This window comes from Alcanivorax sp. VBW004 (assembly GCF_009718865.1).
Classification (GTDB): Bacteria; Pseudomonadota; Gammaproteobacteria; order Pseudomonadales; family Alcanivoracaceae; genus Alcanivorax.
The window spans coordinates 62,207-85,134 of the sequence record NZ_WNHC01000001.1; the positions used below are offsets into that span (position 1 = coordinate 62,207).

A 22,928-nucleotide genomic window follows, 5' to 3' on the forward strand; every position below is an offset into this window, starting at 1 on the left:
GGTCAAACTCCCTCTCTCGCGTGATCACTTTCACCATGATCCGGCAAGAGAGGAAAGGCAACCATGTTCCAGATCAATGTCTGATCAGCTGTCCTTCACCGGGGCCAGAAGGCAACGCTCCACCTGATCCATCACCCGCGTGCTGTACAACAAGGCACAATGGCCCAGATACGGGACATGGATATTTTCTTCCGCACCGTGCAACACCGCCGTGGAGACCGGCAGCACAAAATTATCCATGTTGGAAAAGATGGAAAAGTACCGCGCGCCACCCGGGCAGGTTGTTTCAGTGGCCAGCTCCCGGATAAAAGGGCTCTGGTAGCGCAGCTGGGCGGCAGCGCCCAACGGCGGAAACAGGCCGGCGACCCGCGAACCATAGTGCGGACTACCCAGGGTGATCACCCGATCCACCTTGCCGGCCAGGCCCAGGTTTTTCAGGGCGTACCGGGTCAGCGGGCCGCCCATGGAGTGGCAAACCAAGTGCGCTTTTTCCGCGCCCGTGGCCGCCAGGATACGCTCCACATGGTCCACCACCTGCTGGGACAGCTTGCGGGCATTGATGTGTGGCGGGGTATAGCTCACGGAATAGACGTTGGACCAGCCCCGCCACTTCAGTCGCCACTGCATAAACAGGAAGTTGGCGCTGTTACCGCCATAGCCGTGGACCAGAATCACCGGTGGCTCACCGTGATGGCGGCTGCGCGCCGGCGAGGTATCGTGGATCAACCGCAACGGATAACTGAACACCAAAACCGTCAGCGCGGCGGCTTCCTTGGCCATGCCCAACATGGCGGGCACCAGCCGTAGCGGCTGCTCACCGGGCAGCTCGGCCTGTTGCGGAAAACTGCGGCGGTCGTAGTACCAGCACAGGTAGAACAGCAGGGTGATGGACACCGTGGCGAGCACCGCCAGTGCCAACAGAAAAATGATCAAACCCATCCCGTGATTACTCCGTTGTTGTTTTTACTGACGCTAGGCCAGTGCCGGGGAGGATGAAGCGGGGCTGGTATGACTGTCGGACAAGGCGTGAAGAGAATTCACAATTGACCACCCATCATTCCACACCTGCCTGGTGCAGCCCCTGCTCGTGCAGCCAGCGGGTGCAGTGCTCTACCGCTTCAGCCAGTTTGTCGTTCTGGCCAAAGTAATAGTGATTCGCACCGGCCACTTCTCTCAAGGTGGCCTGCCCTGATTGGAAGCCATCGAAGAGCCGTTGGGTATGGCTGGGGGTACAGGCATTGTCGGCAGTGTTGCCGATCACCAGGGCCGGCACCGTGATACGCCCGGCACAGGCCGGGCCATTGGCGCGGGAATCGTCAAAGCTCCACTGGCTCAACCAGCCACGCAGGGTGTTGAAGCGCGCCAACGCCACCGGGCCGTTGTTCACCGTTTGCGGGTCGCCGAGATAACAGGTGCCGGGGGCACGGTCATTGCTGTCCTGTTTCGGATCCAGCCAGCGCACGTCGCACATGGTGCGGTGCACGATGAAGCCGTACTCCTCCGTGTGCAGGCCCTGGCTACGGAAATCTTCCAGCTTGCCCTTCACCCAGGCTGTGATGCGGCGGTTGCGGTCGATCTGCGCCTGACGGAAACGGGCCACGAACGCAGCACTGTAGGGCGGCTGGTTGGGGCAATCCGGGTGGTAGATATCCAGCTCCCGATCCCGATCCTCCGGGTTGGTTTCGTCCTTCACGGAGGGGTCCAGCCATTCGGTCATGGTGATGGCGCGGGACACGTGGGCCGCCAGCAGCATGATGCCGTCCGCCGGGATCAGCTTTTGCGCGGTGAGGTCATAAGGATCCCCCGCCGGGGTGTGGGTAATCTGTGGGTCTTCCGCTTCGGCCTGATACAGCAGGCTCAGGGAGCCGCCACCGGACCAGCCCGCCAGCACCACCTTTTCAAAACCCAACCGTTCTTTGGCATCGCGCACGCAGGCGCCCAGATCCGCCACCACTTTTTCCATCAGCAACGCGCTGTCGGCCCCGCGGTAACGGCTGTTGCAATAGATAACGGAGAGCCCCGCTTTCGCCAGCGCCGAGACCATGGGCAGGTAAGCACCTCCACCCACCGGGTGCATAAAGATCACCACGGTTTTGCCCGGGCCGCTTTTCGGGGTAAGCAGGTGGGATTCCAGCGCCACCAGATCCATGGGGCCGGCATAGGTGTCCTTGAAGCTGGATTGCTCCATAAAGGTCACCAGATACGGGGTGCGATCGTAGTGCTTGCTCATTGCGGGGCGTCCTTTTGTTCTTCTCTTTGTGTGCCCTTCTGCTGGTCCATGGCGCCCTTCACTTTCGAGAAGTCAGTCTTGCTCATGTCCAGGCCACGCATATCCAGGGCCGCGGCACCAAAATTGCCTTCCTTCAGCGCGCGGGTCTTTTCGGTCCATGCCTTCAGCACCCCATGGGCGCTGGCAGCATCCTCCGCCACCACCGCCTCGTAGCGGGCATCCTTGATGGTGATCTCCAGCGGAATGCCGTTGGGGTCGAAGAAATAGATGGAGTGAATGAAGTCGTGGTCGATGGGGCCGAAGCAAGGGCGACCCGCCTTGTTGATTCGTCGGCGCCAGTCCTTCAACTCGCCCAGGGTGTCCACTTCAAAGGCCAAGTGCAGATCGAAGGCACTGCGCGGGCGAAACATCTTTTCATCCGCCCCCTCCGGGGCATCGAAGAAGGCAATGAAATTGTCATCGCCCATCTTGAAGAACAGATGCATGTAATCGATCTTGCGGCCGGTGCCGGGTTCTTCATCGAACACCATGGCCAGGGTGAGTGGCAGGCCCAAAACATCTTCATAAAACCAGCGGGTCTGCTCGGCATCGCGGCAGCGGTAGGCACTGTGGTGCACGTGCTTGAGCATGGCGCAGGGGGGCAGGCTGCTCATGGTTGGCTCCTGTTATTGTTAGTGGCGGCAATGATGCTCCTTAACCCAAGGTTGCCGCAGACGCCGCCACCAAGGAAAACCGAAACCACCAAGAACCTGTCAGTTCTGGCCACCCTGCCAAACCACCGTCTGTCCGCCCAGGGTGCACAAAGCCAGCACCGATGGCACACTTGCGGGCCCTTTTCGGTACGACGGCAAGCACCATGACAGACCAGGCAATCATCAACGAAGTGGGGCTGCGCGACGGCCTTCAGAATCAACCGGTAACCGTGGACACCGCCACCAAGGCGAAACTGGCCCAGTTACTGGTCGATGCGGGCATGCGCTACCTGGAACCGGTGAGCTTTGTGAGCCCCAAGGCAATCCCGCAAATGGCCGATGCCGCCGCCCTCACCCCGCTATTGCCGCAAGGTGACGCACTGCACTACACCGCTTTGGTGCCCAACCTTAAGGGCTACCAGCTGGCGCGGGAAGCGGGCTACCCCACGGTGGCATTGGTGCTGTCCACCACCGATTCCTTCAACGAGCGCAACCTGCGCATGAGCCTGGAGCAAGCCGCGCAGAGCTGTGAGGCGATCATTGCAGCGGCCCAAGCCGACGGCATCGCCACCCGCACTTATATCTCTGGCGCCTTCGCCTGCCCCTACGACGGCCCGGTGCCAGTGACACTGCCCCAGCAACTCAGCGAGCGCATGTTTGCCGCCGGCTCCGACGAGGTGGCCATCGCCGACACCATTGGCGCCGGCAACCCCCAGCAGATGAAGGACATCATGGCGCCGCTGATTCGGGAATTCGGCGCAGAGAAATTCTATGTGCACCTGCACGACACCCGCGGGCTGGCCGCCGCCATGGCCTGGGCGGCGGCGGATCTGGGTGTGCGCCGTTTCGATGCCTCCGTGGGCGGGCTGGGCGGCTGCCCGTTTGCCCCCGGTGCCACCGGCAATATGGCCACGGAAGATCTGGTGTACTTGCTGGAAAGTGCCGGACTGAAGACCGGTATCGATATCGAGGGGCTGCGGGGCGCCGTGGCGCTGGCCGCCGAAGCGACCCAGCGACCGCTGGGCGGGCGCATTCTGAGCTGGATGGAATCCCAGGAGAAACAGGGCAAGACACCCTGCATAGGGTAATCCCGTACTTCCGTAGGAGCGCCGCTGGCGGCGCGATAACCCAGTTGCGAGTAACGAGTGACGAGAAGCGAAAATCGTTGGGTTTTCCCCTGGTTTGGGGTTGCCTTTCGAAACTCGCTTCTCGCAACTCGAGACTGAAGTTATCGTATCGCGCCGCCAGCGACGCTCCTACAGCAGACGTTTACGCGCGCGGGGCCACAATCATGCAAGTGCAGGTAGCGTGGGCGTACAGCTTGCCTTCCTCGTCCACGATACGCCCTTCCGAGATCACCAGATTGCGCCCCCGGTTAATCACTTTCCCTTCCGCCCGGTAGGCCTTGTCGAAGGTCAGCGGCCGGCACATCTTGATGTTCAGGTCCGTGGTGCCGTAGCTCTCGCCGGCAGCCAGTACGGTGTGGGTGGCGCAGCCGGTCACCGAGTCCAATACGGTGGCCGCAAAACCACCATGTACCCCGCCCAGCGGATTGGTGTGGCGCTTGTCCGGAGTCGCGATAAAGACCACACGGCCTTCTTCCACGGTATCCGGGTCCATGGGGATGGTTTCAGAAATGGGGGCACGGGGAATCTTGCCGGCGGCGAAAGCCTGCATGATTTCCAGGCCGGTCATGGTGGCAGGGTTCATGGTCATTCTCAGGGGTAATGGCGTTGCCTGCATTATAGGTTCCTATTTGGAACTTACAACTTGAGCGCCATTATTTCCCCCCCTGCCATCAAAGAAACGCCTTGAGCGCGTTACAGCAACGCCGTACGAACGCAGTTACGGCCGGCTTCCTTGGCAGCGTAGAGCGCCTGATCCGCCGCGCTTAGCAGTGCTTCCGGATCCTTCGCTTCATCGGCTTCGCCGCAGGGCAGGAGCGTCGCCACTCCTACGCTCAGGCTCACCGGCGCGCTGAGCGAAGCAATGCCGGCCACGGCATGGCGGCAACGTTCCGCCACACCCTCTGCCGCCTGCACATTGGCGGTGGGCAGCAAGGCAACGAACTCTTCGCCCCCGTAACGCGCCAGCACATCGGTATCACGGATCACCGGACGCAGCGCCGCCGCCACGGCCTGCAGCGCCACATCCCCTTCCATGTGCCCGTAGGTATCGTTGTAGTGCTTGAAATAATCCACATCCATGAACACTACAGAAATCGGCTCACGGCTGCGTTCGCAGCGGCGGAACTCCTGACGCAGATTTTCCATCAGCACCAGCCGGTTATTCAGCCCGGTAAGCGGGTCCGTGCGGGCCATGTCCGCCAGCTCCTGATTGAGCTGCTCCAGTTCGTCCTGCTTCTGGCGCAAAGCACGCTCTGCGGTGACTTGAGCGGACACATCTTCAATCTGGGAGAGAAAATACCGGGGCGTGCCATCCGCGTTACGGACAATAGACACCGCCAGCAAGACCCAGACGATACGACCGTCCTGGTGAAAATACCGTTTCTTCATCCAGTAACTGTTGCGCTTGCCTGCCAACAGCGCCTGCACGTGGTTCAGGTCCTTTTCCAGGTCGTCCGGGTGGGTAATGGTCTGGAAATCACTTGCCAGCAAAGTCTGCTCGTCATAGCCCAGAATGTTGCACAGCGCCTGATTCACCCGCATCCAGCCCCCTTGCGGGGACACAATGGCCATGCCAATGGCCGCGTGACGGAACGCGCCCTCGAACAGGGCCATGTTCTCTTCCATCTTGTTGACGGCCAATTGCCGCTGCTGATCCAGGTGGTCCTGCTCCAGCGCCTGGCCAAGGGACTTGCCCATCAACTCCAGAAATTCCATTTCTTCGATGCCGAACGGCTCGTGGCGGGGTACCGGATCACTGAAGTTGAGGGTGCCAAAAATCTCGCCCTGCACATAAAGCGGCACGGCCATGTAGGATTCCAGCTTCATCCCCACATAAACCGGGTGCGAGCGCATTTCTTCCAGTTCGCCCACATGGTGCAACGCCACCGACCCCTGTTTGCTGACCACGGTAGAACAGTAGGTATCACCCAGCGGAAAATGATCGCCAGTGCTGATCCCCCCATCGCCCGGTTGCACCGCGAGCACTTCGTAGTCTCCGTCCTCAATACGACTGACAATACCAATGGACAGGCCCAGCAGGCGGCGACCCACCTCCAGGTAAGCGGCATACAGTTGCGCAAAGTCACTGCCAGGCAACAATGACAGGTGGTGTAACTCTCTCAGGCCGATCAGACTGAAATCTGCACGGTTTTCCATCTTTTTCCCCGGGATTAGCGCCCAACGCATTGGTGCGCCGTTGTTATTTCTCTTTTGTAACCAAAGCCGCTGGGCAAGTAAAAACCCTTGCAACGTTTTGCACCAGAGAAAGGCCCGCTTTTTGATACCACTGAAACAAAAAAAGGCGCCATACGGCGCCTTTTCCCACTTTGGTGGTCAGTGCAGCTTAAACAGGATCTGCAGTAACTGGATGCCCAACAGCACAATCAGCGGGCTCAAATCAAACCCGCCCATGGGCGGCAGCAGTTTGCGAATCGGTGCCATGATCGGCTCGGTAACCTGCACAATGACCCGTACCACCGGGTTATACGGGTCCGGGGCTACCCAACTGAGAATCACCCGAATCAGCACCGCCCAGAACACATAGTTGAGGATCAGGCTGGCCAGCTCCTGCAGGCTGTAGATCACCAACTGCCCACCGATACCCGCCGGGAAACCGCCCACCTGGATGCCGAGAATCAGCACCGCCTTGAGCATGATCAGCACCACTACCAGCACCAAGGACGCCACATCCAGCCCGCCGTAGCCAGGAATAATCCGGCGCAGAGGCTTCAGCAACGGGTTGGTAGCCTTGAGCACGAACTGGGAGATCGGATTATAAAAATCCGCCCGGGCCAGCTGCAGCACGAAGCGAGTCAGTACGATGAAGATGTAGGCGCTGAACGCAAAATCCAGCAGAAAAACCAGGGCACCCTGCGGGTTCATGGATCACTCCGTTGCGATGTCTTGACCGGCGTTTAGCCAGAAGCTGGGACAGAGTTTGGGGCAATGGGGGCAAATTTCAAAGGGTGGACAAAAAACAGTAACGAGAAGCGAGTGACGAGTTGCGAAAATCAAGACCGCCCTCGGGATTCGCTTCTCGCAACTCGTTACTCGCCTTTTACCCCGCCAGCTCTTCCGAGCGCTCCCGGGCAGCGGCGACGGCCGCCTGCACCTGCTCGCGGAAACCGGCTTCTTCGAACACATTCAGCGCGGCAGCGGTGGTGCCACCGGGGCTGGTGACCTGCTGGCGCAGTACATCCGGGCCGGCTTCGCTGGTAATGGCCAGCTGGGCAGCGCCCCAGGCGGTTTGCAGCACCATCTGCCGGGCGGTGCCCGCATCCAGCCCCTGGGCCTTGGCCGCTTCGATCAGCGATTCCATCAGCAGGAAGAAGTAGGCCGGGCCGGAGCCAGACACCGCGGTGACCGCATCCAGCTCTTTCTCTTCGTCGAACCAGAAAGCAATACCCACGGAACCCAGGATCTCCCTGGCCATGGCTTTTTGTGCATCGCTCACGTCATCGGCGGCATACAAGCCAGTGGCACCGGCCTGAACCAGCGACGGCGTATTGGGCATGCAGCGCACAATCGGGGTGCTACCCAGCCAGTTGCGCAGGTTGCCCACGGTGACACCGGCAGCGATGGAGATCACCAGCGGCTGGCGCTCAGCGATCAGGTCGCGCAGGTCGGTGCAGACCTGCTCCATCATCTGCGGCTTCACCGCCAGCACCAGTACGTCAACGCGCCCGGCCACATCACGGTTTTCGGTGCTCACGTGCACCCGGTGGAGCTGGGCCACCTCGTCCAGGCGGTCTTTGGAGGGATCACTCATCCAGATACGGGCCGGGCGAATTCCTTTCGCCACCATGCCACCGGCCAGGCTGGTTGCCATGTTGCCGGCGCCGATAAATCCGATTAGTTGTTGTGCCATAACTGCGCAGTCCTTGTTGTCAGGCCTTGGGCCGGCGCGGGCCGAACAGGGCAGTGCCCAGCCGGATCACGGTGGCGCCTTCTTCAATGGCCACCGCATAGTCCGCACTCATACCCATGGAGAGCGTATCGAGGGCGGGCATTGTATTGCGCAATTGTGACAGTGTCATGGCGAGCTGTCGGAAGGCGGCGCGATTGCCGTCATCATTGTCCGCCCGGGGAATCGCCATCAGCCCCCGCAGACGCAGGTTGGGCAAGGCCTCTATCTGTTCCGCCAGCTCGGCTACGCCCGCCAGGGGCACCCCGCTCTTGCTGGCCTCATCATCCACATTGACCTGAAGGCACACATTCAACGGTGGCAGATCCGGCCCGCGCTGTTCGCTAAGGCGCCGGGCCACCTTGAGCCGATCGACTGAGTGCACCCAATCAAAGTGGGCGGCGATATCACGGGTCTTGTTGGACTGAATCGGCCCGATGAAATGCCACACCAGCCCTCGCCCTTGCAGCGCCGCTATCTTGTCTAATGCCTCCTGCAAGTAGTTTTCCCCGAAATGGCGCTGCCCCTGGTCTGCCAATTGGGCCAGTTCGTCTGCGGTGCGGGTCTTGCTGACCGCGAGAAGCTGCACACTGTGTGGATCGCGGCCCGAGCGCGCGCAAAGTGCATTTATTTGCTCATCAATGTGCAGCAGTGGTGATTTGACGTCAGTCATTATTGAACGGCTCAAGAGGTCGGGTTACTTTAGGCATGCGACGAATTTCTGAGTAAGCCGAGATCCGGCTGCCGACATAATAACAAACGGGTGCTTATGGGCGTCCTTTCCAATACCTGACAACGCAAGTATAAATCATGGATATTACCGAGCTGCTCGCTTTCAGCGCCAAAAACGGCGCCTCTGACCTTCACTTGTCCGCCGGCCTGCCCCCGATGATCCGGGTGGATGGCGACGTGCGCCGCATCAACTTGCCGGCCATGGAGCACAAGGAAGTCCATTCATTGATCTATGACATCATGAATGACAAGCAGCGCAAGGATTTCGAAGAATTCTACGAAACCGATTTCTCCTTCGAGGTGCCCGGTGTGGCCCGTTTCCGGGTGAATGCCTTTAACCACAACCGCGGTGCCGGTGCGGTATTCCGGACCATTCCCTCGAAAGTGCTGACCATGGAAGACCTGGGCATGGGCAAGGTGTTCCAGAAGATCTCCGAAATGCCCCGGGGCATCGTACTGGTCACCGGGCCCACCGGTTCCGGTAAGTCCACCACCCTGGCGGCGATGATCGATTACATCAACGATTCCCGCTACGAGCACATCCTCACCATTGAGGATCCCATCGAATTCGTGCACGAATCCAAAAAGTGCCTGGTCAACCAGCGGGAAGTCCACCGCGACACCTTGGGCTTTTCCGAAGCCCTGCGCTCGGCCCTGCGGGAAGATCCGGACATCATCCTGGTGGGTGAGCTGCGGGATCTGGAAACCATCCGCCTGGCACTGACCGCGGCAGAAACCGGCCACCTGGTGTTCGGCACCCTGCACACCACCTCTGCGGCCAAGACCATTGACCGGGTCATCGACGTATTCCCCGCAGAAGAAAAATCCATGATTCGCTCAATGCTGTCGGAATCATTGCAGGCGGTGGTATCGCAAACGCTGATGAAGAAGAACGGCGGCGGCCGGGTAGCGGCTCACGAAATCATGATGGGCACTGCAGCGATCCGGAACCTGATTCGTGAAGACAAGGTGGCGCAGATGTACTCCGCCATCCAGACCGGCGGCGCGCTGGGCATGCAGACCCTGGATCAGTGCCTGCAAGGGCTGGTGCAGAAAGGCCTGGTGGCCCGTGATGTGGCCCGTGAAAAAGCCAAGAGCCCGGACTCAATCTAACCCCGAACGCACGGCACCGGCGCCCACTGAGGGCGCCGGCGGAATCAGCACAGGCAGGCCTTAAGCATGGAATTCGAAGAGCTTCTCAAATTAATGGTACAGAAAGGCGGGTCGGACCTGTTTATCACCGCTGGCGTCCCCCCGAGCATGAAAATCAACGGCAAGATCCTGCCGGTGACCAAGAGCGCGCTGACCCCGGACATGACCCGGGACATCGTGTTCGGCGTGATGACCGAGCAACAGCGCAAGGAATTCGTCGCCAACCACGAGTGCAACTTTGCCATTTCCGCCCGGGGCGTGGGCCGTTTCCGGGTCTCCGCGTTCTACCAGCGCAACCTGGTGGGTATGGTGCTGCGTCGCATTGAAACCAAGATCCCCAACGTGGACGACTTGCGCCTGCCGCCGGTGATCAAGGAACTGGCCATGACCAAGCGTGGCCTGGTGATTTTCGTGGGCGCTACCGGTACAGGTAAGTCCACCTCGCTGGCGTCCATGATTGGCCACCGCAACAAGAACTCCAAGGGTCATATCATCACCATCGAAGACCCCATCGAATTCATCCACCAGCACCAGGGCTGCATCGTCACCCAGCGTGAGGTGGGCATTGATACCGAGTCCTTCGACGTGGCCCTGAAAAATACCCTGCGTCAGGCGCCGGACGTGATTCTGATCGGCGAGATTCGTACCCCCGACACCATGGACAAGGCCATCGCCTTTGCTGAAACCGGGCACCTGTGTCTGGCGACCCTGCACGCCAACAACGCCAACCAGGCGCTGGACCGGATCATCCACTTCTTCCCGGCAGACCGACACGGCCAGCTGTGGATGGACCTGTCCCTGAACCTGAAAGGCATCGTCGCCCAGCAGCTGATTCCCACCCCGGATGGCAAAGGCCGCCGCGCGGCCATCGAAGTGCTGCTGGGCACGCCGCTGGTCCAGGACCATATCCGCAAGGGCGAAGTGCACCAGCTCAAGGCGCTGATGAGCAAATCCCGTGAGCAGGGCATGCAGACCTTTGACCAGGCCCTCTACGACCTCTACTCCGCCGGCGAAATCACCTACGAAGACGCCATGCTCCACGCGGACTCGCCCAACGACCTGCGCCTGATGATCAAGCTGGGCAACGAAACCGACGCCTCCAGCCTGGACGTGGCCACACGGGGACTGAGTATCGAGGATACGGAATAGGAGACGCTGCAGGCCGCACGCTTCACGCAACAACGCGGATGAAGCCACCTGCGCCCTGAAAAAAAGAGGCCGCGCCCATCCACCGGGCGCGGCTTGCTCATTTCACAGAAACGCCCGCGTTGCCGCTTTGCGCTTACTACTGAATCTCGCGATAACAAGGACGCTTTTTACTTTACCAACGGAGGGGGAAACCCATGCAACAAGAAAAGGAAACACACCTGACACCCATCGGCTACCTGCTATGGTTTTTTGGCGGCCTGTTTGGCTATCACCGGTTTTACTATGGTCGTCAGCTCACCGGCTTGCTGTGGATGTTTACCCTCGGCGTCTTTTTCATCGGCTGGGTCGTGGACGCATTCTTGATTCCCAGCATGAATCAGGATGCCAATAATCAGTTCAAAAGCGGCGACACCGACTACAGCGTAGCCTGGGTACTGATGCTGTTTCTGGGCGTATTTGGCGCACACCGTTTCTACATGGGCAAGATCGGCACGGGCATTCTCTACTTGCTGACCTTCGGCCTGCTTGGTTTCGGCGTGCTCTACGACCTGTTCACGCTAAATGGCCAGGTTTCCGAGCGCAATGGCGAGACCGCCCAGGGCGCGCCCGTTCCTGCCTGAAGAAAAGCAAGCCACAAGCTGCAACGCGAACTGGCTCCTTGCTGTAATGAAACAGGCCGCGCCCATCCTTTGAGCGCGGCCTGTTTCATTCTAGCTTCTAGCTTCTAGCTTCTAGCTTGCAGGAGCATGGCTTACTTCCGAAACCCTGCAAGCCTGAACGAATAGCGACGGTTCTCTCTTTGCTGGAAGCTCGTTGCTCGCAGCTAATCAGTAATGCGGCGGCGGGGCGTCTTCTACCTGAGTGGCCTCGAATGCCTCAGACAGATCCATCAACCGATCCGCCATCTTCCGACAGGTTTTTTCCAGCGCATCGATCTGACGCTGCTGGTCGCTGACCACCTTGTTCAGCGACTCCACCAAGTCTTCCTGGTAGGCCAGCTTGGTTTCGATATCAAGAAAACGGTCTTCACTCATATTCTGCTCACTTATAACCACCGTCGGGCTGCACGCCTTCCCGTCTGCATCGCGCCGCCAGCGACGCTCCTACAAACATCATCTGCGCCCATTGTACTTGCCTGCCCGGAATATTGCCGCTATGGTTTGCCCGTCTTGGGGGAGTAGTCGCTCGATCGCTTTTACACAAAGCCCCTTGGCGGTCATCAACATAGTTGCGCCTCATGCGCATGGTGGCTGCATCCGTATCTAGGGAGCCTCTGACTACTTCTTTGCATGCTCAGGCTTTCATGCTAGTTCGCAATCTAGGCGCGCTTTTGAAGGCAGGCTGGTTGCCTGTAGAGAAAGCGCAACGACGAGTGCGGGCCAGCATGAAAGCCCCGAAGGGCGTGCCCTGAAGCGCACATCTGCTGCGCCTTGCCTCTAGGAAAGGGAGCCACCCTTGCCGTCGAGACAAGACACAACAGCTGCACGCTCCAGGACACGCTGAGTACGCAAGGAAGTAGTCAGAGGCTCCCCCAGGATTGACGAGACCTGAGACATCGCAGGCATTCCGCAGGGGCGGGATTGGCCGGTGATGTCTCTTGTCGTTCAATCCCGCCCCGCTGGAACCGTTCATGGAAGCCCTGCTCAGCTCTTTCCTGCTGGTTGCCCTTGGGGAAATCGGCGACAAGACCCAGCTGCTGTCCCTCGCGCTGATTCTCAAATTCCGCAAACCCTGGCCCATTCTCGCCGGCGTGGTCATCGCCACCCTGCTCAACCACGGCGCCTCCGTCTGGTTTGGCGACTGGCTCGCCGATGCCATCCCGATGGAATGGCTGCGCTGGATTCTGGGCATCAGCTTTATCGGCCTGGGCCTGTGGATGCTGATTCCAGACGGCGATGAAGCCGTGGATGACAACCCGCGCTTCGGCCCCTTCCTCACCGCGCTGGTGCTGTTTTTTATTGCCGAAATCGGCGACAAGACCCAGCTGGCCACCATCGCCCTGGCCGTTCAGTTCAAGGACCAGTTCTGGCCGGTGCTGAGTGGCTCCACCCTGGGCATGGTTGCCGCCAACCTGCCGGTGATCTGGCTGGCTCACCAGTTCGGCAGCAAGCGCTTTGAAACCTGGGCCCATCGCATCAGCGCAGTGCTGTTTGTCGGTTTCGGGGTCTGGGCGTTGGTTTAAGGCGGCATGCATAAACCCTGATACAATCAGCCCACTTTTGCGTGCATGCGTGTTGCGTGCCGCCTGTTTGCGAGTCCTGTGCCATGGCCCTCACCGCCACCATCTACAAAGCCGAGCTCACCGTCTCCGATATGGACCGGGATTATTACGCCACCCATAACCTGACGGTGGCGTTGCACCCTTCGGAAACCGAATCGCGAATGATGTTGCGGCTACTGGCCTTTGCGCTGAATGCCCATGAAGACCTGGCGTTCTCACGGGGCCTGTCCAATCCGGAAGAGCCGGACCTGTGGCAGCGGCACCCCAACGACACCCTGGCACACTGGATCGAGCTGGGTATGCCCGACGAGAAGCGCCTGCGTAAAGCCTGCGGCCTGGCGGAGCACGTGACCATTTACTGTTACGGTCCACGCGCTCCACAAGTGTGGTGGGACAGCATGAAGAACAAGGTGCGCCGCTTCGACAACCTGACCATTGTGCATGTGGATGCGGACAGTGAAGCGGCACTGGCCACCTGTGCCCAGCGGGCCATGCAGTTGCAGGCCATGATTCAGGACGGTCAGGTCTGGTTCGGCACCACCGAACAGAGCGAGGAAATAACGCTTTCACAGTGGTACCCCTGACGTACAACCTTACCACTGCCGGTGTCATCGCCGCCCACCGCGGCGGCGCAAACGCGGCACCCAGCTAAATCCCAACGTCCGGCCGCCGTCCGTGTTACTCTGTTTGCCGTTTAACCCCACCGCTTAGTGGGGACGTCTCGCTGCTCACCGGTGCCTCAAACCGGCCCATCGCCATTGCCCCTCTAAGCTTCGTGCCCCCAGAGGAGCCACCATGAGTACCGTTTCCCCGATCTCGTTACGCCCCCGTCCCTATTCAGCCCAGGCGCCGCCCGCCAGCACTCAGCCTTCGCCCGCCAACACCTTCCCCCCCTTGCATAACGCCCACACCCTGCCCCAACCTGCTATCAGCCGCACCGCCACCGCGATCATCTATTGTGAAGGTCAGTTCGGCGACATCGACGGTAAAACCGCCAACGGCCTGATTCGTCACTCGGAAAAATATACCGTGCTGTCAGTGATCGACAGCACCCAGGCCGGGCTTGATACCGGCATGATTCTGGACGGCACCGCCAACGGCATCCCGGTATGCCGGGATATGGATGACGCCCTGAGCCAGACCGCCACCCTGCCGGATTTTTTGATTTTCGGTATGGCACCGGCCAGCGGCCTGCTCTCCGAAGTCCAGCGCGATGTAGTGCTGGCCGCCATGGGCAAGGGCATGAGCATCGTTAACGGTTTGCATGAATTCCTTAACGACGACCCGGAATTCGCCGCCGCCCGCATTGCCCACAAAGTGGATATCGTCGATGTGCGCCGGCCCCGGCCGAAGAAATTTCTGCGTATGTTCAGCGGCAGCATCCATCAGGTCACCTGCCCGCGCATCGCCGTGCTGGGCACCGACTGCGCCATCGGCAAACGCACCACCGCCACCGTGCTCACCGCCGCTCTCAATGCCATCGGCCTCAAGGCGGTGCTTGTGGGTACCGGCCAGACCGGGCTGATCCAGGGCGCCCGTTACGGCGTGGCACTGGATTCGGTGCCCTCGCAGTTTTGCGCCGGCGAACTGGAAGCCACCATCGTCGAAGCGTTCGACAACGAACAGCCGGACGTGATCATCATCGAAGGCCAGGGCGCCCTGAGCCATCCAGCGTTCTCCACCACCTCCTTTATTCTGCGCGGCGCCTGCCCGCAAGCGGTGGTGCTGCAGCATGCGCCAGGGCGAACTTTCCGCTGCGATTTCGACACCATGGCCATGCCAAACCCGGCGGACGAAATTACCCTGATCGAAACCTTTGCCGACACCCGCGTGATCGGCCTGACCCTGAACCATGAACACATGGATGACGACCAGGTCAGCGAGGCCATGGCCCGCTTCAGCCATGAACTGGGTATCCCGGTCACCGACGCCCTGAACCGGCCAGTGCGGCATCTGCTGGAGATGGTGTTTGCCGCCTTCCCCGCCCTGCGCCACGGACTGACAGGCGCACCGCAATGAGCGCGCCGCGACTGGACATCAATCTGGACAAGATCAGCCACAACGCTCGTATGCTGGTGGAGGACCTGGGCGACCGGGGCATCGCCGTCACCGGCGTCACCAAGGCAGCGCTGGGCTCACTGGACATTGCCAAGGCCATGTTGCGGGCCGGCATGAGCGGGTTGGGAGATTCGCGCATCGAAAACATCGAAGCCATGCGCCAACAGCGCATTTCTGCCCCCATCATGCTTATCCGCTCGCCCATGCTCAGCCAGGTGGAACGGGTAGTGCGAAACGCAGACATTAGCTTCAACACCGAACTGTCGGTGGTGCGCCGGCTCTCCGCCGCCGCCGAGGAAGCCGAACGCAGCCACGGTATCGTGCTGATGGTGGAACTGGGCGACCTGCGCGAGGGCATCTTGCCCGAAGATCTGGTCAGTGCGGCCCGCGAAGTCATGCGACTGCCCAACCTGGAACTCACCGGCATCGGCACTAACCTGGCCTGCCACAGCGGCATGGCACCGGATGCGGACAACATGGGCGCCCTGTCCGCCCTGGCCGACCGCGTGGAAGCGGAACTGGATGTGAAACTGGCCCTGATCTCCGGCGGCAATTCTGCCAACCTGGATTGGGCACTGAGCAACAGCGCCACCGGCCGCATCAACCATCTGCGCCTCGGTGAAGCCATTTTTCTCGGTTGCGAACCCCTGCACCGCGAGCCCGTTGACGGCCTGCACACCGACGCCATCACGCTGGTGGCGGAAGTAATCGAGTCGAAAACCAAACCGTCCCTGCCCTGGGGCACACTGGCGGAAACCGCCTTCGGCGGTGACGTTATCTCCACCGATAGTGGCGCCATGGCACGGGCGATTCTGGCGGTGGGCGAACAAGACCTGGACCCGGACGGCCTGCTGGCTCCGGAGGGCCTGACCATTCTTGGCGCCAGCGGCGACCACCTGCTGCTGGACTGCGGCAAACAGCACCTGCGGGTAGGGGACGAAGTACGTTTCGGGGTGAATTACAGCGCTCTGGTCCGCGCCATGACCTCACCGTTCGTGGAAAAGAAAATGATCCGGGCCATCAAACATACGCGCAGTGCCAGCTAGCCGAATTCACGCAACGCAGACCTCAACGATACCCGCGTCGGCACCTCAGCCGGCGCCTTCCTAACAACGGTTCAATCGCCCCACTCCAACCCGGCACCCGTTATTTCAAGCGCGGCTGTGCTACATTCACACCGTGCTTTTCCTCGCATCGCCGACACGGAGTTCGCCATGCCCGCCACACCACCACCTCTGCTTGAACACCTTTCCCAACACTGGAAAGGCCTGTTGATTACCGGGATTGTGTTTATTGTGCTCGGCACCCTGGGCCTGGGCGCCACAGGCCTGTTCACCCTGATCAGCGTGTTCTGGGTAGGCGGGCTTCTGCTGCTGGCCGGGCTGATTCAAATCCTTCAGGCATTTCGCACCCCCACTCTGTCGCGCAGCCTGCCGTTTCTGGTAATGGGCCTGCTGTATGCCTTGCTGGGCGGCTACATGATGGCCCACCCCGCCATCGCCGCCGACGGCCTCACCCTGATTATCGGTGCCGCCATCGCCGTTGTTTCCGCCCTGCGATTAATGATTGCCTGGCACGTTCGCGGCGGCGCCAATGTCTTTCTACTGGTGCTCAGCGCACTTATTGGCCTGGCCCTGGCGTGGATGATCTTTGCCCAGTGGCCGCAATCCGGACAATGGGTGATCGGCCTGTTGCTGGCCATTGAATTGATCATGAACGGCTGGATGCTGGTGATGGTGGCGCTGGGTGCCCGCCAATATCAGCGCAATGATCCGTAACGCGGTCAAAGCCCACGCCATCACAACCCACGACACGTAAAGAATCGGGATAATGAAAAAAATCATACTGGTAATTGGCGTCTTGGCTCTGGCAGGGTTTACCACCTGGTGGCTACAGGACGCGCCCCTTGATGACGCCGCCCGGCAGTGGCTGGACACCACACCCAGCGATGACAACCCTGCTTACGCTTATCTGCTGGGCTTTGGCGCGCCCGCCGATCAATCCCCTGCCCGGCAGGGCCAGGCACTGGCGCAGCGGCAAAAAAGCCATCCTGACCTGCCACTTCCCAATAGCTACCGGGACCTGAATGCATCTCCCCTGCTATGCCGGAATATGGACGCGAGTTGCCTGCTTCAGCAACAGGAAAAACGCGTGGCAGCTGAGGCCCTGGTGAACCGGTATCAGTTCCTGATTGATCGCTATCAGACTTTTCTGGATTTTGCGTATTTTTCGGACAACACGCCGCCTCGTCTGGATGCCACCTTCCCTGAATACAGCCTGCTGATTACCGCCTCACGACTGCAATCCCTCGCTTGGGCCCTCAGCGACGCGCCCGAAAAAAATATCGACAGGGAAATACAGCAGCTACGGCACTGGCTGGCCCAGGACCATAGCCTGATCAGCAAGATGATCGCCAATGCGATGCTGGCAGAAAAACTGCAACTGACTGCCCTGCTGGTGCAGCAAGGGAAAATGCCCACACTTAGGCTTGTGCCGCTCACCACAGCGGAAAAAAGCTTTCAGGCACCATTGCAGAAAGAGTTCGCGATGATGGCGCATTTTTTCATTGATGAGCAATATCGGGATGGCAATGAAGCAGCAAGCTGGATTGAAGAAATACAATTCAGGGCGGGCCTGAAAAAACATATTAGCGTTAACCGCATGCTACCGCTTTACCAACACTATGCGCAGCTTGCTGAGCAACCTGTGGACGCCATCAAAGCCGACCAGTTTCACCCCGATCCCGCCTCGATGAGCGAGGCGATTCGTAACCCCATCGGCAATGTTCTGCTGGAAACCGCGTCGCCGGATTTCAAACAATATCTACTGCGGCTGGTGCATCTGGATGCACGCATGGCGTTACTGAAACAACTTGATAAACCGGAGACAGATAACCCGGTGAACAACCCCTGGACACCGGGCAAGGAAGACACGCTAACGCGCCGCGATAAGCAGCTATGCTTTCGCCACGCGCCGGACCATGACCGCTATAATTCCTGCCTGCCTTTGCTGTAAGGCACAGCCTCCATCCGCTTTAGCATGAAGACCTGTTCCGTGCAGCGTGTAGCGTATCCCGCTACATACTCCGTTGATTGACTCTCGCCATGAGCTGTTCGGCAGATTCCTTGCGCTCTGAATAACGATCGGTGAGGTAATCACTACGATCACGGGTCAAGTAGGTAAACTTCACCAGCTCTTCCATCACATCCACGATGCGATCATAAAAGCCTGACGGCTTCATACGATCATTCTCATCAAATTCCAGGAAAGCTTTCGGCACAGAAGATTGATTGGGAATAGTGACCATCCGCATCCAACGTCCCAGCACGCGTAACTGACTGACCGTATTAAACGACTGGGAGCCACCACTGATCTGCATCACCGCCAGGGTCTTTCCCTGGGTCGGGCGAACCGCGCCAAGCGATAAAGGAATCCAGTCGATTTGTGCTTTCATGATGCCGGTCATGGCGCCGTGACGCTCTGGCGAGCACCACACCATGCCTTCACTCCAGGTCACCAGATCACGCAGTTCTTGCACCTTGGGGTGTGTCACGTCTTCGCTGTCGGGTAACGGCAAACCATCGGCATGGAAAATTTTTGTTTCTGCCCCCATGGCCTCCAGCAAACGTGCTGCTTCCTGCACCACAAGGCGGCTAAAGGAACGCTGACGCAGCGATCCGTACAACAGCAGGATACGCGGCTTGTGTGTGGACGGCTGATCCCGGAATACGCTGTCGGCAGTGGGGACCTGGAAACAATCGTTATCGAGATTGGGCATATCTTTCATGGCACGATGACTTCTTTCGCAATAATGGAGGCCGTCTTCGCAATGCAAGCATCGCTTCCCACAAGTGGCCGAACGGCCTCTGTGGGAGCGACGAATCCTTGATCAAAAACGGTTTTGATTTCGCTGTTAACTATTAACTATTCATTGCTCTCTTCAAACCAGTGCGAGGTACGATTCACAATCGCCACCAGTGACAACATCACTGGCACCTCCACCAGCACCCCGACCACGGTCGCCAGGGCGGCACCGGAATGCAGACCAAAAACACTGATCGCAACAGCCACCGCCAACTCGAAGAAATTACTGGTGCCGATCAGGCAGGCAGGGCCGGCTACGTTATGTTTCAACCGCAGGCGTTTTGCCGCCCAATAAGCGATGACAAAAATACCGTAGGTCTGAATCAACAACGGAATGGCAATCAGCACGATGGCCATGGGTTTGGCGAGAATGGTTTCGGCCTGGAAGCCGAACAACAGCACCACCGTGGCCAGCAGCCCCATGACGCTGACCGGTTTGAGGCGCCCTACAAAGTGAGCCACACGCTCATCGCTGCCCAACCATTGCCGGGTAATAAACCCGGCGATCAGCGGTAACAACACGTACAGCACCACAGACAACAGCAAGGTATCCCAGGGCACCGTGATGTCGCTGACCCCCAGCAACAAGCCGGCGATGGGAGCAAACGCAAACACCATGATGATGTCATTTACCGACACCTGCACCAGGGTGTAATTGGCATCCCCTTTGGTCAGCTGGCTCCACACAAACACCATCGCGGTGCAGGGCGCCACGCCCAGCAGGATCATGCCGGCGATATACTCTGTGGCGGTTTGTGGATCGACCCAGCCGGCAAAGAAGACCTTGAAGAACAACCAGCCCAGCGCCGCCATGGTAAACGGTTTGATCAACCAGTTAATCACCAACGTCAGCAGCAATCCCCGGGGGTTCTGGCCCACTTTCTTGATGGCCGTGAAATCAATCTGGATCATCATCGGGTAGACCATCACCCAGATGAACACGGCCACCGCCAGATTCACATGGGCATACTCGAACCCGGCCACCGCTTCGAAAGCACCCGGCATGGCCACACCCAGAGTCACCCCGGCAACAATCGCCAACGCCACCCAGACACTGAGATATCGTTCAAAAAACGGCATTACGAATCACCCAGATCCCGGTGAATTTTTTGAGCCGAGGCAATCAACCCCAACGGATTCATGTCTGCCAGATCCAGCTCGCCCAGCGCCTTGATACGCGCGTGAAGCGCAGAGTATGTGGCTTCAAATGCCGCCTGGATTTCGTCTTCGGTGCCGGTGGCATGGGCCGGATCGGCCAATCCCCAATGCACCTTGGGCGTATCACCCAGCCATACCGGGCACGCCTCACCCGCGGCCGCATCACACACGGTTATCACCATATCGATCTGCTCGCCTTCCAGATCATCCATGTTCTTGGAGCTGGGGTTATTCACTGCCACACCATGGCGGGACAGCACGGCCAAGGCGTTTTCATTGACCTTGCCGGTGGGCATGCTGCCGGCGCTCAAGCCTCGCAATTTCCCCTGCCCAAGGTGATCGGCCAGGGCTTCACCGATAATGGAACGGCAAGAATTACCGGTACACAGAAACAAAACATTCAATGGCGTATTCATCAGTACGTCTCGCTGGTTTGTCGATAATCGGATCGATAGCCGGTTCAGTCACAACAGGCATGATCGGGAAGCGTCACGTTCAAAGCCGCTCGGGCGGGCACAATCAGTGTCGCAATGGCCGTTTGCGCCCATTCCGGCAATGCAGGGTTGAGCTGGTAATGCATCCAGGTGCCCTGACGGCGGGCCACCACCAACTCGCACTGGCGCAACTGCGCCAGATGACGCGACACCGTGGATTGCGGCGCCTGCATGGCATCCACCAGGTCACACACGCACACCTCCCCCTGACCGTGCAGCAGGCAGATCAGGCTGAGGCGAATATCATCACCGAGGCATTTGCAGAGCTGGGTGGGCGTGAGCATTGCGAACCTTATATTCGTATATTCGGAAATACGGATATTAGCAACATGATACGCGACACGCAACATGCTTCATGCAACATCGCGGGGCGATTTCATGACGATGACGGAAAGAAAAAGGCCGCGCCCGAAGATCAGGCACGGCCTTTTAAAAGATCGTAGGAGCGGGTGTTCCTTGTAGCTCGCCGCTTGAAGCTCGTAGCTGCCTTTATTCCTTCAGCTTCTTTTCGATTTCATCGATGCTGATATGGCGCACATCCTTGCCTTCCACCAGATAGATCACCTGTTCGCCGATATTGCGGGCATGGTCGCCGATGCGCTCCAGGGCGCGCAGAGACCAGATGATATTCAGCACCCGGGTGATAGAGCGTGGATCTTCCATCATGAAGGTGACCAACGAGCGCATGGCGCTGGCGTATTCCATATCCACTTCATTATCTTCGGCGGCCACGGTCAAGGCCTTCTGGGCGTCGAAGCGGGCAAAGGCATCCAGGGCGTCACGCAGCATATTACGCACATGGTTACCGATATGTCGCACTTCCACATAACCGCGAGGTGACTCGCCTTCTTCGGCCAGCTGCAACCCCATGCGGGCAATTTTGGCCGATTCGTCACCAATGCGCTCCAGATCAGACACTGCCTTGGACACGGCAATAATCAAGCGCAGATCCGACGCTGCCGGCTGGCGCAATGCCAACACGCGAGTGCATTGCTCGTCGATCAGGATTTCCAGGTTATCGACCTTTTTTTCAGTCTCAATCACTTTTTCAGCCAGCGCTGAATCTGCCTGCAGCAATGCCTGCAATGCATCCACTACCTGCTTTTCCACCAGACCACCCATTTCCATCAGGTGGTTTCGGATAGATTCCAGCGCTTCATTAAACTGGGTCGAGCTATGCTCGCCAAAATGCATACGGTCCATTCTCTTGCTCTCCTTACCCGCGCGTTAACCGAAGCGGCCAGTGATATAGGCTTCCGTCAGATCATGTTCAGGCTTGGTGAACACGGTCTCGGTATCATTCATCTCCACCAGACGTCCCAGGTGGAAATAGGCGGTACGGTGCGATACCCGCGCGGCCTGCTGCATGGAGTGAGTCACGATGGCGATGGTATAAGACTCGCTCAGCTCGCTGATCAGCTCTTCGATCTTGGCGGTGGCAATGGGGTCCAGCGCGGAACAGGGCTCATCCATCAGCACCACTTCCGGGCTTACGGCAATGGTGCGGGCGATACACAGACGCTGCTGCTGACCACCAGACAACCCGGTACCCGGTGCGTGCAGACGGTCTTTCACCTCTTCCCACAGCCCGGCCTTGCGCAGGCTGGTTTCCACGATTTCGTCCAGGTCATATTTCTTGTTGGCCAGACCGTGAATCCGTGGGCCATAGGCCACGTTATCGTAAATGGATTTCGGGAAGGGATTGGGCTTCTGGAACACCATGCCCACCCGTGCGCGCAGCTCCACCACATCCAGCTTGGGGTCATACAGATCCTGACTTTCCAGATGCAGGCTGCCCTTCACCTTACAAATATCGATAGTGTCGTTCATGCGATTGAGACAACGCAGGAACGTGGATTTACCACAGCCGGACGGACCGATCAGTGACACCACCTCATTCTTGCCGATATCCAGGCTGACGCCATGGATCGCCTGGTTATCGTCATAGAACACCTCCACATCGCGCAGGCGCATTTTCGGGTCATCCACAAAGGGGCGGCCCACAGTTTCTTTCGGATAGGGGGTGTCTTGTGTCATTGAACCTTGCTCTTCATTAACGATGCCTTTGGGCAGATCATTGGCGCCCAAAACGTTTTTGTCCAGTTGCTGTGCCGTTTCCATAACTAAAATCCTCGTTAGCGGTCCGG

At 59.1% G+C, this 22,928-nt stretch carries 25 protein-coding genes; 10 read left to right on the forward strand and 15 right to left on the reverse strand.

Translation table 11 applies throughout. From position 1 onward, the window contains the following. Positions 1–84: 84 nt before the first annotated feature. From F1529_RS00315 to F1529_RS00325, 3 genes are all read right to left on the reverse strand, one after another. Positions 85–939: a triacylglycerol lipase gene (locus F1529_RS00315; protein WP_007148664.1), complete on the reverse strand. Its 855-nt coding sequence runs from the start codon at positions 937–939 to the stop codon at positions 85–87. A gap of 115 nt (positions 940–1,054) precedes the next feature. Next, a complete protein-coding gene (locus F1529_RS00320; protein ID WP_155131058.1) occupies positions 1,055–2,230 on the reverse strand; it encodes an alpha/beta fold hydrolase in 1,176 nt (391 codons plus the stop codon). Further along, the gene (locus F1529_RS00325; RefSeq protein ID WP_155131061.1) at positions 2,227–2,883 is read right to left on the reverse strand and encodes a VOC family protein; all 657 of its coding nucleotides are present in this window, start codon (positions 2,881–2,883) and stop codon (positions 2,227–2,229) included. Before F1529_RS00325 ends, F1529_RS00320 begins: the two co-directional genes overlap by 4 nt. Positions 2,884–3,086: 203 nt before the next feature. Between F1529_RS00325 and F1529_RS00330 the strand changes: the two genes are divergently transcribed. Continuing rightward, a complete protein-coding gene (locus tag F1529_RS00330; protein WP_155131064.1) occupies positions 3,087–4,010 on the forward strand; it encodes a hydroxymethylglutaryl-CoA lyase in 924 nt (307 codons plus the stop codon). 181 nt (positions 4,011–4,191) lie between these two features. Here F1529_RS00330 and F1529_RS00335 read toward each other — a convergent pair whose 3' ends face one another. The 5 genes from F1529_RS00335 to F1529_RS00355 all read right to left on the reverse strand — a co-directional run bounded on the left by F1529_RS00335 (position 4,192) and on the right by F1529_RS00355 (position 8,626). Next, a complete protein-coding gene (locus tag F1529_RS00335; protein ID WP_007148797.1) occupies positions 4,192–4,665 on the reverse strand; it encodes a PaaI family thioesterase in 474 nt (157 codons plus the stop codon). 77 nt (positions 4,666–4,742) lie between these two features. Beyond that, positions 4,743–6,206: a sensor domain-containing diguanylate cyclase gene (locus tag F1529_RS00340; RefSeq protein WP_155131067.1), complete on the reverse strand. Its 1,464-nt coding sequence runs from the start codon at positions 6,204–6,206 to the stop codon at positions 4,743–4,745. A gap of 177 nt (positions 6,207–6,383) precedes the next feature. Continuing rightward, positions 6,384–6,932, reverse strand: a complete 549-nt coding sequence (locus F1529_RS00345) for a YggT family protein (protein WP_007150807.1) — start codon at positions 6,930–6,932, stop codon at positions 6,384–6,386. Between the two features lie 175 nt (positions 6,933–7,107). Next, entirely contained in the window at positions 7,108–7,917 is an 810-nt protein-coding gene (proC, locus tag F1529_RS00350) for a pyrroline-5-carboxylate reductase (protein ID WP_007149373.1), read from the reverse strand. A gap of 19 nt (positions 7,918–7,936) precedes the next feature. Beyond that, positions 7,937–8,626, reverse strand: a complete 690-nt coding sequence (locus F1529_RS00355) for a YggS family pyridoxal phosphate-dependent enzyme (protein WP_155131070.1) — start codon at positions 8,624–8,626, stop codon at positions 7,937–7,939. 137 nt (positions 8,627–8,763) lie between these two features. Between F1529_RS00355 and F1529_RS00360 the strand changes: the two genes are divergently transcribed. The 3 genes from F1529_RS00360 to F1529_RS00370 all read left to right on the forward strand — a co-directional run bounded on the left by F1529_RS00360 (position 8,764) and on the right by F1529_RS00370 (position 11,606). Further along, entirely contained in the window at positions 8,764–9,798 is a 1,035-nt protein-coding gene (locus F1529_RS00360) for a type IV pilus twitching motility protein PilT (RefSeq protein WP_007148309.1), read from the forward strand. Positions 9,799–9,864: 66 nt separating this feature from the next. After that, the gene (locus F1529_RS00365; RefSeq protein ID WP_007148919.1) at positions 9,865–10,986 is read left to right on the forward strand and encodes a PilT/PilU family type 4a pilus ATPase; all 1,122 of its coding nucleotides are present in this window, start codon (positions 9,865–9,867) and stop codon (positions 10,984–10,986) included. Between the two features lie 194 nt (positions 10,987–11,180). Next, positions 11,181–11,606, forward strand: a complete 426-nt coding sequence (locus tag F1529_RS00370) for a TM2 domain-containing protein (protein WP_155131073.1) — start codon at positions 11,181–11,183, stop codon at positions 11,604–11,606. A 207-nt stretch (positions 11,607–11,813) separates the two neighbouring features. On the opposite strand, the gene F1529_RS00375 is transcribed toward F1529_RS00370, so the two are convergent. Further along, the gene (locus F1529_RS00375) at positions 11,814–12,020 is read right to left on the reverse strand and encodes a SlyX family protein (protein ID WP_007150683.1); all 207 of its coding nucleotides are present in this window, start codon (positions 12,018–12,020) and stop codon (positions 11,814–11,816) included. Between the two features lie 563 nt (positions 12,021–12,583). Here F1529_RS00375 and F1529_RS00380 point away from each other — a divergent pair. The 6 genes from F1529_RS00380 (at position 12,584) to F1529_RS00405 (ending at position 18,280) form a co-directional block, all read left to right on the forward strand. Next, positions 12,584–13,168 carry a TMEM165/GDT1 family protein gene (locus F1529_RS00380; RefSeq protein ID WP_007150279.1) on the forward strand — a complete coding sequence of 195 codons (585 nt, stop codon included), beginning with the start codon at positions 12,584–12,586 and terminating at the stop codon, positions 13,166–13,168. Positions 13,169–13,251: 83 nt separating this feature from the next. Further along, complete coding sequence (locus F1529_RS00385) at positions 13,252–13,791, forward strand: YaeQ family protein (protein WP_007151525.1); 540 nt, start codon at positions 13,252–13,254, stop codon at positions 13,789–13,791. A gap of 211 nt (positions 13,792–14,002) precedes the next feature. Next, on the forward strand, positions 14,003–15,226 hold the full coding sequence (locus F1529_RS00390) for a DUF1611 domain-containing protein (RefSeq protein WP_230457664.1): 1,224 nt from the start codon (positions 14,003–14,005) through the stop codon (positions 15,224–15,226). Beyond that, on the forward strand, positions 15,223–16,311 hold the full coding sequence (locus F1529_RS00395; RefSeq protein ID WP_155131076.1) for an alanine/ornithine racemase family PLP-dependent enzyme: 1,089 nt from the start codon (positions 15,223–15,225) through the stop codon (positions 16,309–16,311). Before F1529_RS00390 ends, F1529_RS00395 begins: the two co-directional genes overlap by 4 nt. Before the next feature lie 168 nt (positions 16,312–16,479). Beyond that, complete coding sequence (locus F1529_RS00400; RefSeq protein WP_155131079.1) at positions 16,480–17,043, forward strand: HdeD family acid-resistance protein; 564 nt, start codon at positions 16,480–16,482, stop codon at positions 17,041–17,043. A gap of 52 nt (positions 17,044–17,095) precedes the next feature. Continuing rightward, positions 17,096–18,280 carry a hypothetical protein gene (locus F1529_RS00405; protein ID WP_155131082.1) on the forward strand — a complete coding sequence of 395 codons (1,185 nt, stop codon included), beginning with the start codon at positions 17,096–17,098 and terminating at the stop codon, positions 18,278–18,280. A 61-nt stretch (positions 18,281–18,341) separates the two neighbouring features. Here the strand turns inward: F1529_RS00405 and arsH are convergent, their stop codons facing one another. The 6 genes from arsH to pstB all read right to left on the reverse strand — a co-directional run bounded on the left by arsH (position 18,342) and on the right by pstB (position 22,902). Continuing rightward, positions 18,342–19,052 carry an arsenical resistance protein ArsH gene (arsH, locus tag F1529_RS00410; protein WP_155131085.1) on the reverse strand — a complete coding sequence of 237 codons (711 nt, stop codon included), beginning with the start codon at positions 19,050–19,052 and terminating at the stop codon, positions 18,342–18,344. Positions 19,053–19,189: 137 nt separating this feature from the next. Continuing rightward, complete coding sequence (arsB, locus tag F1529_RS00415; protein WP_155131088.1) at positions 19,190–20,209, reverse strand: ACR3 family arsenite efflux transporter; 1,020 nt, start codon at positions 20,207–20,209, stop codon at positions 19,190–19,192. Next, entirely contained in the window at positions 20,209–20,703 is a 495-nt protein-coding gene (locus F1529_RS00420; RefSeq protein WP_155131091.1) for an arsenate reductase ArsC, read from the reverse strand. Before F1529_RS00420 ends, arsB begins: the two co-directional genes overlap by 1 nt. Before the next feature lie 44 nt (positions 20,704–20,747). Next, positions 20,748–21,065: a metalloregulator ArsR/SmtB family transcription factor gene (locus tag F1529_RS00425; RefSeq protein WP_007148977.1), complete on the reverse strand. Its 318-nt coding sequence runs from the start codon at positions 21,063–21,065 to the stop codon at positions 20,748–20,750. A gap of 205 nt (positions 21,066–21,270) precedes the next feature. After that, entirely contained in the window at positions 21,271–21,984 is a 714-nt protein-coding gene (gene phoU / locus F1529_RS00430; RefSeq protein WP_007149407.1) for a phosphate signaling complex protein PhoU, read from the reverse strand. A 24-nt stretch (positions 21,985–22,008) separates the two neighbouring features. Continuing rightward, complete coding sequence (pstB, locus tag F1529_RS00435; protein ID WP_155131094.1) at positions 22,009–22,902, reverse strand: phosphate ABC transporter ATP-binding protein PstB; 894 nt, start codon at positions 22,900–22,902, stop codon at positions 22,009–22,011. Between the last annotated feature and the right edge of the window lie 26 nt (positions 22,903–22,928).

Coding starts and splice junctions, on each gene's coding strand:
- F1529_RS00315 (WP_007148664.1), bottom strand. CDS start 939: ATGGGTTTGATCATTTTTCTGTTGGCACTGGCGGTGCTCGCCACGGTG.
- F1529_RS00320 (WP_155131058.1), bottom strand. CDS start 2,230: ATGAGCAAGCACTACGATCGCACCCCGTATCTGGTGACCTTTATGGAG.
- F1529_RS00325 (WP_155131061.1), bottom strand. CDS start 2,883: ATGAGCAGCCTGCCCCCCTGCGCCATGCTCAAGCACGTGCACCACAGT.
- F1529_RS00330 (WP_155131064.1), top strand. CDS start 3,087: ATGACAGACCAGGCAATCATCAACGAAGTGGGGCTGCGCGACGGCCTT.
- F1529_RS00335 (WP_007148797.1), bottom strand. CDS start 4,665: ATGCAGGCAACGCCATTACCCCTGAGAATGACCATGAACCCTGCCACC.
- F1529_RS00340 (WP_155131067.1), bottom strand. CDS start 6,206: ATGGAAAACCGTGCAGATTTCAGTCTGATCGGCCTGAGAGAGTTACAC.
- F1529_RS00345 (WP_007150807.1), bottom strand. CDS start 6,932: ATGAACCCGCAGGGTGCCCTGGTTTTTCTGCTGGATTTTGCGTTCAGC.
- proC (WP_007149373.1), bottom strand. CDS start 7,917: ATGGCACAACAACTAATCGGATTTATCGGCGCCGGCAACATGGCAACC.
- F1529_RS00355 (WP_155131070.1), bottom strand. CDS start 8,626: ATGACTGACGTCAAATCACCACTGCTGCACATTGATGAGCAAATAAAT.
- F1529_RS00360 (WP_007148309.1), top strand. CDS start 8,764: ATGGATATTACCGAGCTGCTCGCTTTCAGCGCCAAAAACGGCGCCTCT.
- F1529_RS00365 (WP_007148919.1), top strand. CDS start 9,865: ATGGAATTCGAAGAGCTTCTCAAATTAATGGTACAGAAAGGCGGGTCG.
- F1529_RS00370 (WP_155131073.1), top strand. CDS start 11,181: ATGCAACAAGAAAAGGAAACACACCTGACACCCATCGGCTACCTGCTA.
- F1529_RS00375 (WP_007150683.1), bottom strand. CDS start 12,020: ATGAGTGAAGACCGTTTTCTTGATATCGAAACCAAGCTGGCCTACCAG.
- F1529_RS00385 (WP_007151525.1), top strand. CDS start 13,252: ATGGCCCTCACCGCCACCATCTACAAAGCCGAGCTCACCGTCTCCGAT.
- F1529_RS00390 (WP_230457664.1), top strand. CDS start 14,003: ATGAGTACCGTTTCCCCGATCTCGTTACGCCCCCGTCCCTATTCAGCC.
- F1529_RS00395 (WP_155131076.1), top strand. CDS start 15,223: ATGAGCGCGCCGCGACTGGACATCAATCTGGACAAGATCAGCCACAAC.
- F1529_RS00400 (WP_155131079.1), top strand. CDS start 16,480: ATGCCCGCCACACCACCACCTCTGCTTGAACACCTTTCCCAACACTGG.
- F1529_RS00405 (WP_155131082.1), top strand. CDS start 17,096: ATGAAAAAAATCATACTGGTAATTGGCGTCTTGGCTCTGGCAGGGTTT.
- arsH (WP_155131085.1), bottom strand. CDS start 19,052: ATGAAAGATATGCCCAATCTCGATAACGATTGTTTCCAGGTCCCCACT.
- arsB (WP_155131088.1), bottom strand. CDS start 20,209: ATGCCGTTTTTTGAACGATATCTCAGTGTCTGGGTGGCGTTGGCGATT.
- F1529_RS00420 (WP_155131091.1), bottom strand. CDS start 20,703: ATGAATACGCCATTGAATGTTTTGTTTCTGTGTACCGGTAATTCTTGC.
- F1529_RS00425 (WP_007148977.1), bottom strand. CDS start 21,065: ATGCTCACGCCCACCCAGCTCTGCAAATGCCTCGGTGATGATATTCGC.
- phoU (WP_007149407.1), bottom strand. CDS start 21,984: ATGGACCGTATGCATTTTGGCGAGCATAGCTCGACCCAGTTTAATGAA.
- pstB (WP_155131094.1), bottom strand. CDS start 22,902: ATGGAAACGGCACAGCAACTGGACAAAAACGTTTTGGGCGCCAATGAT.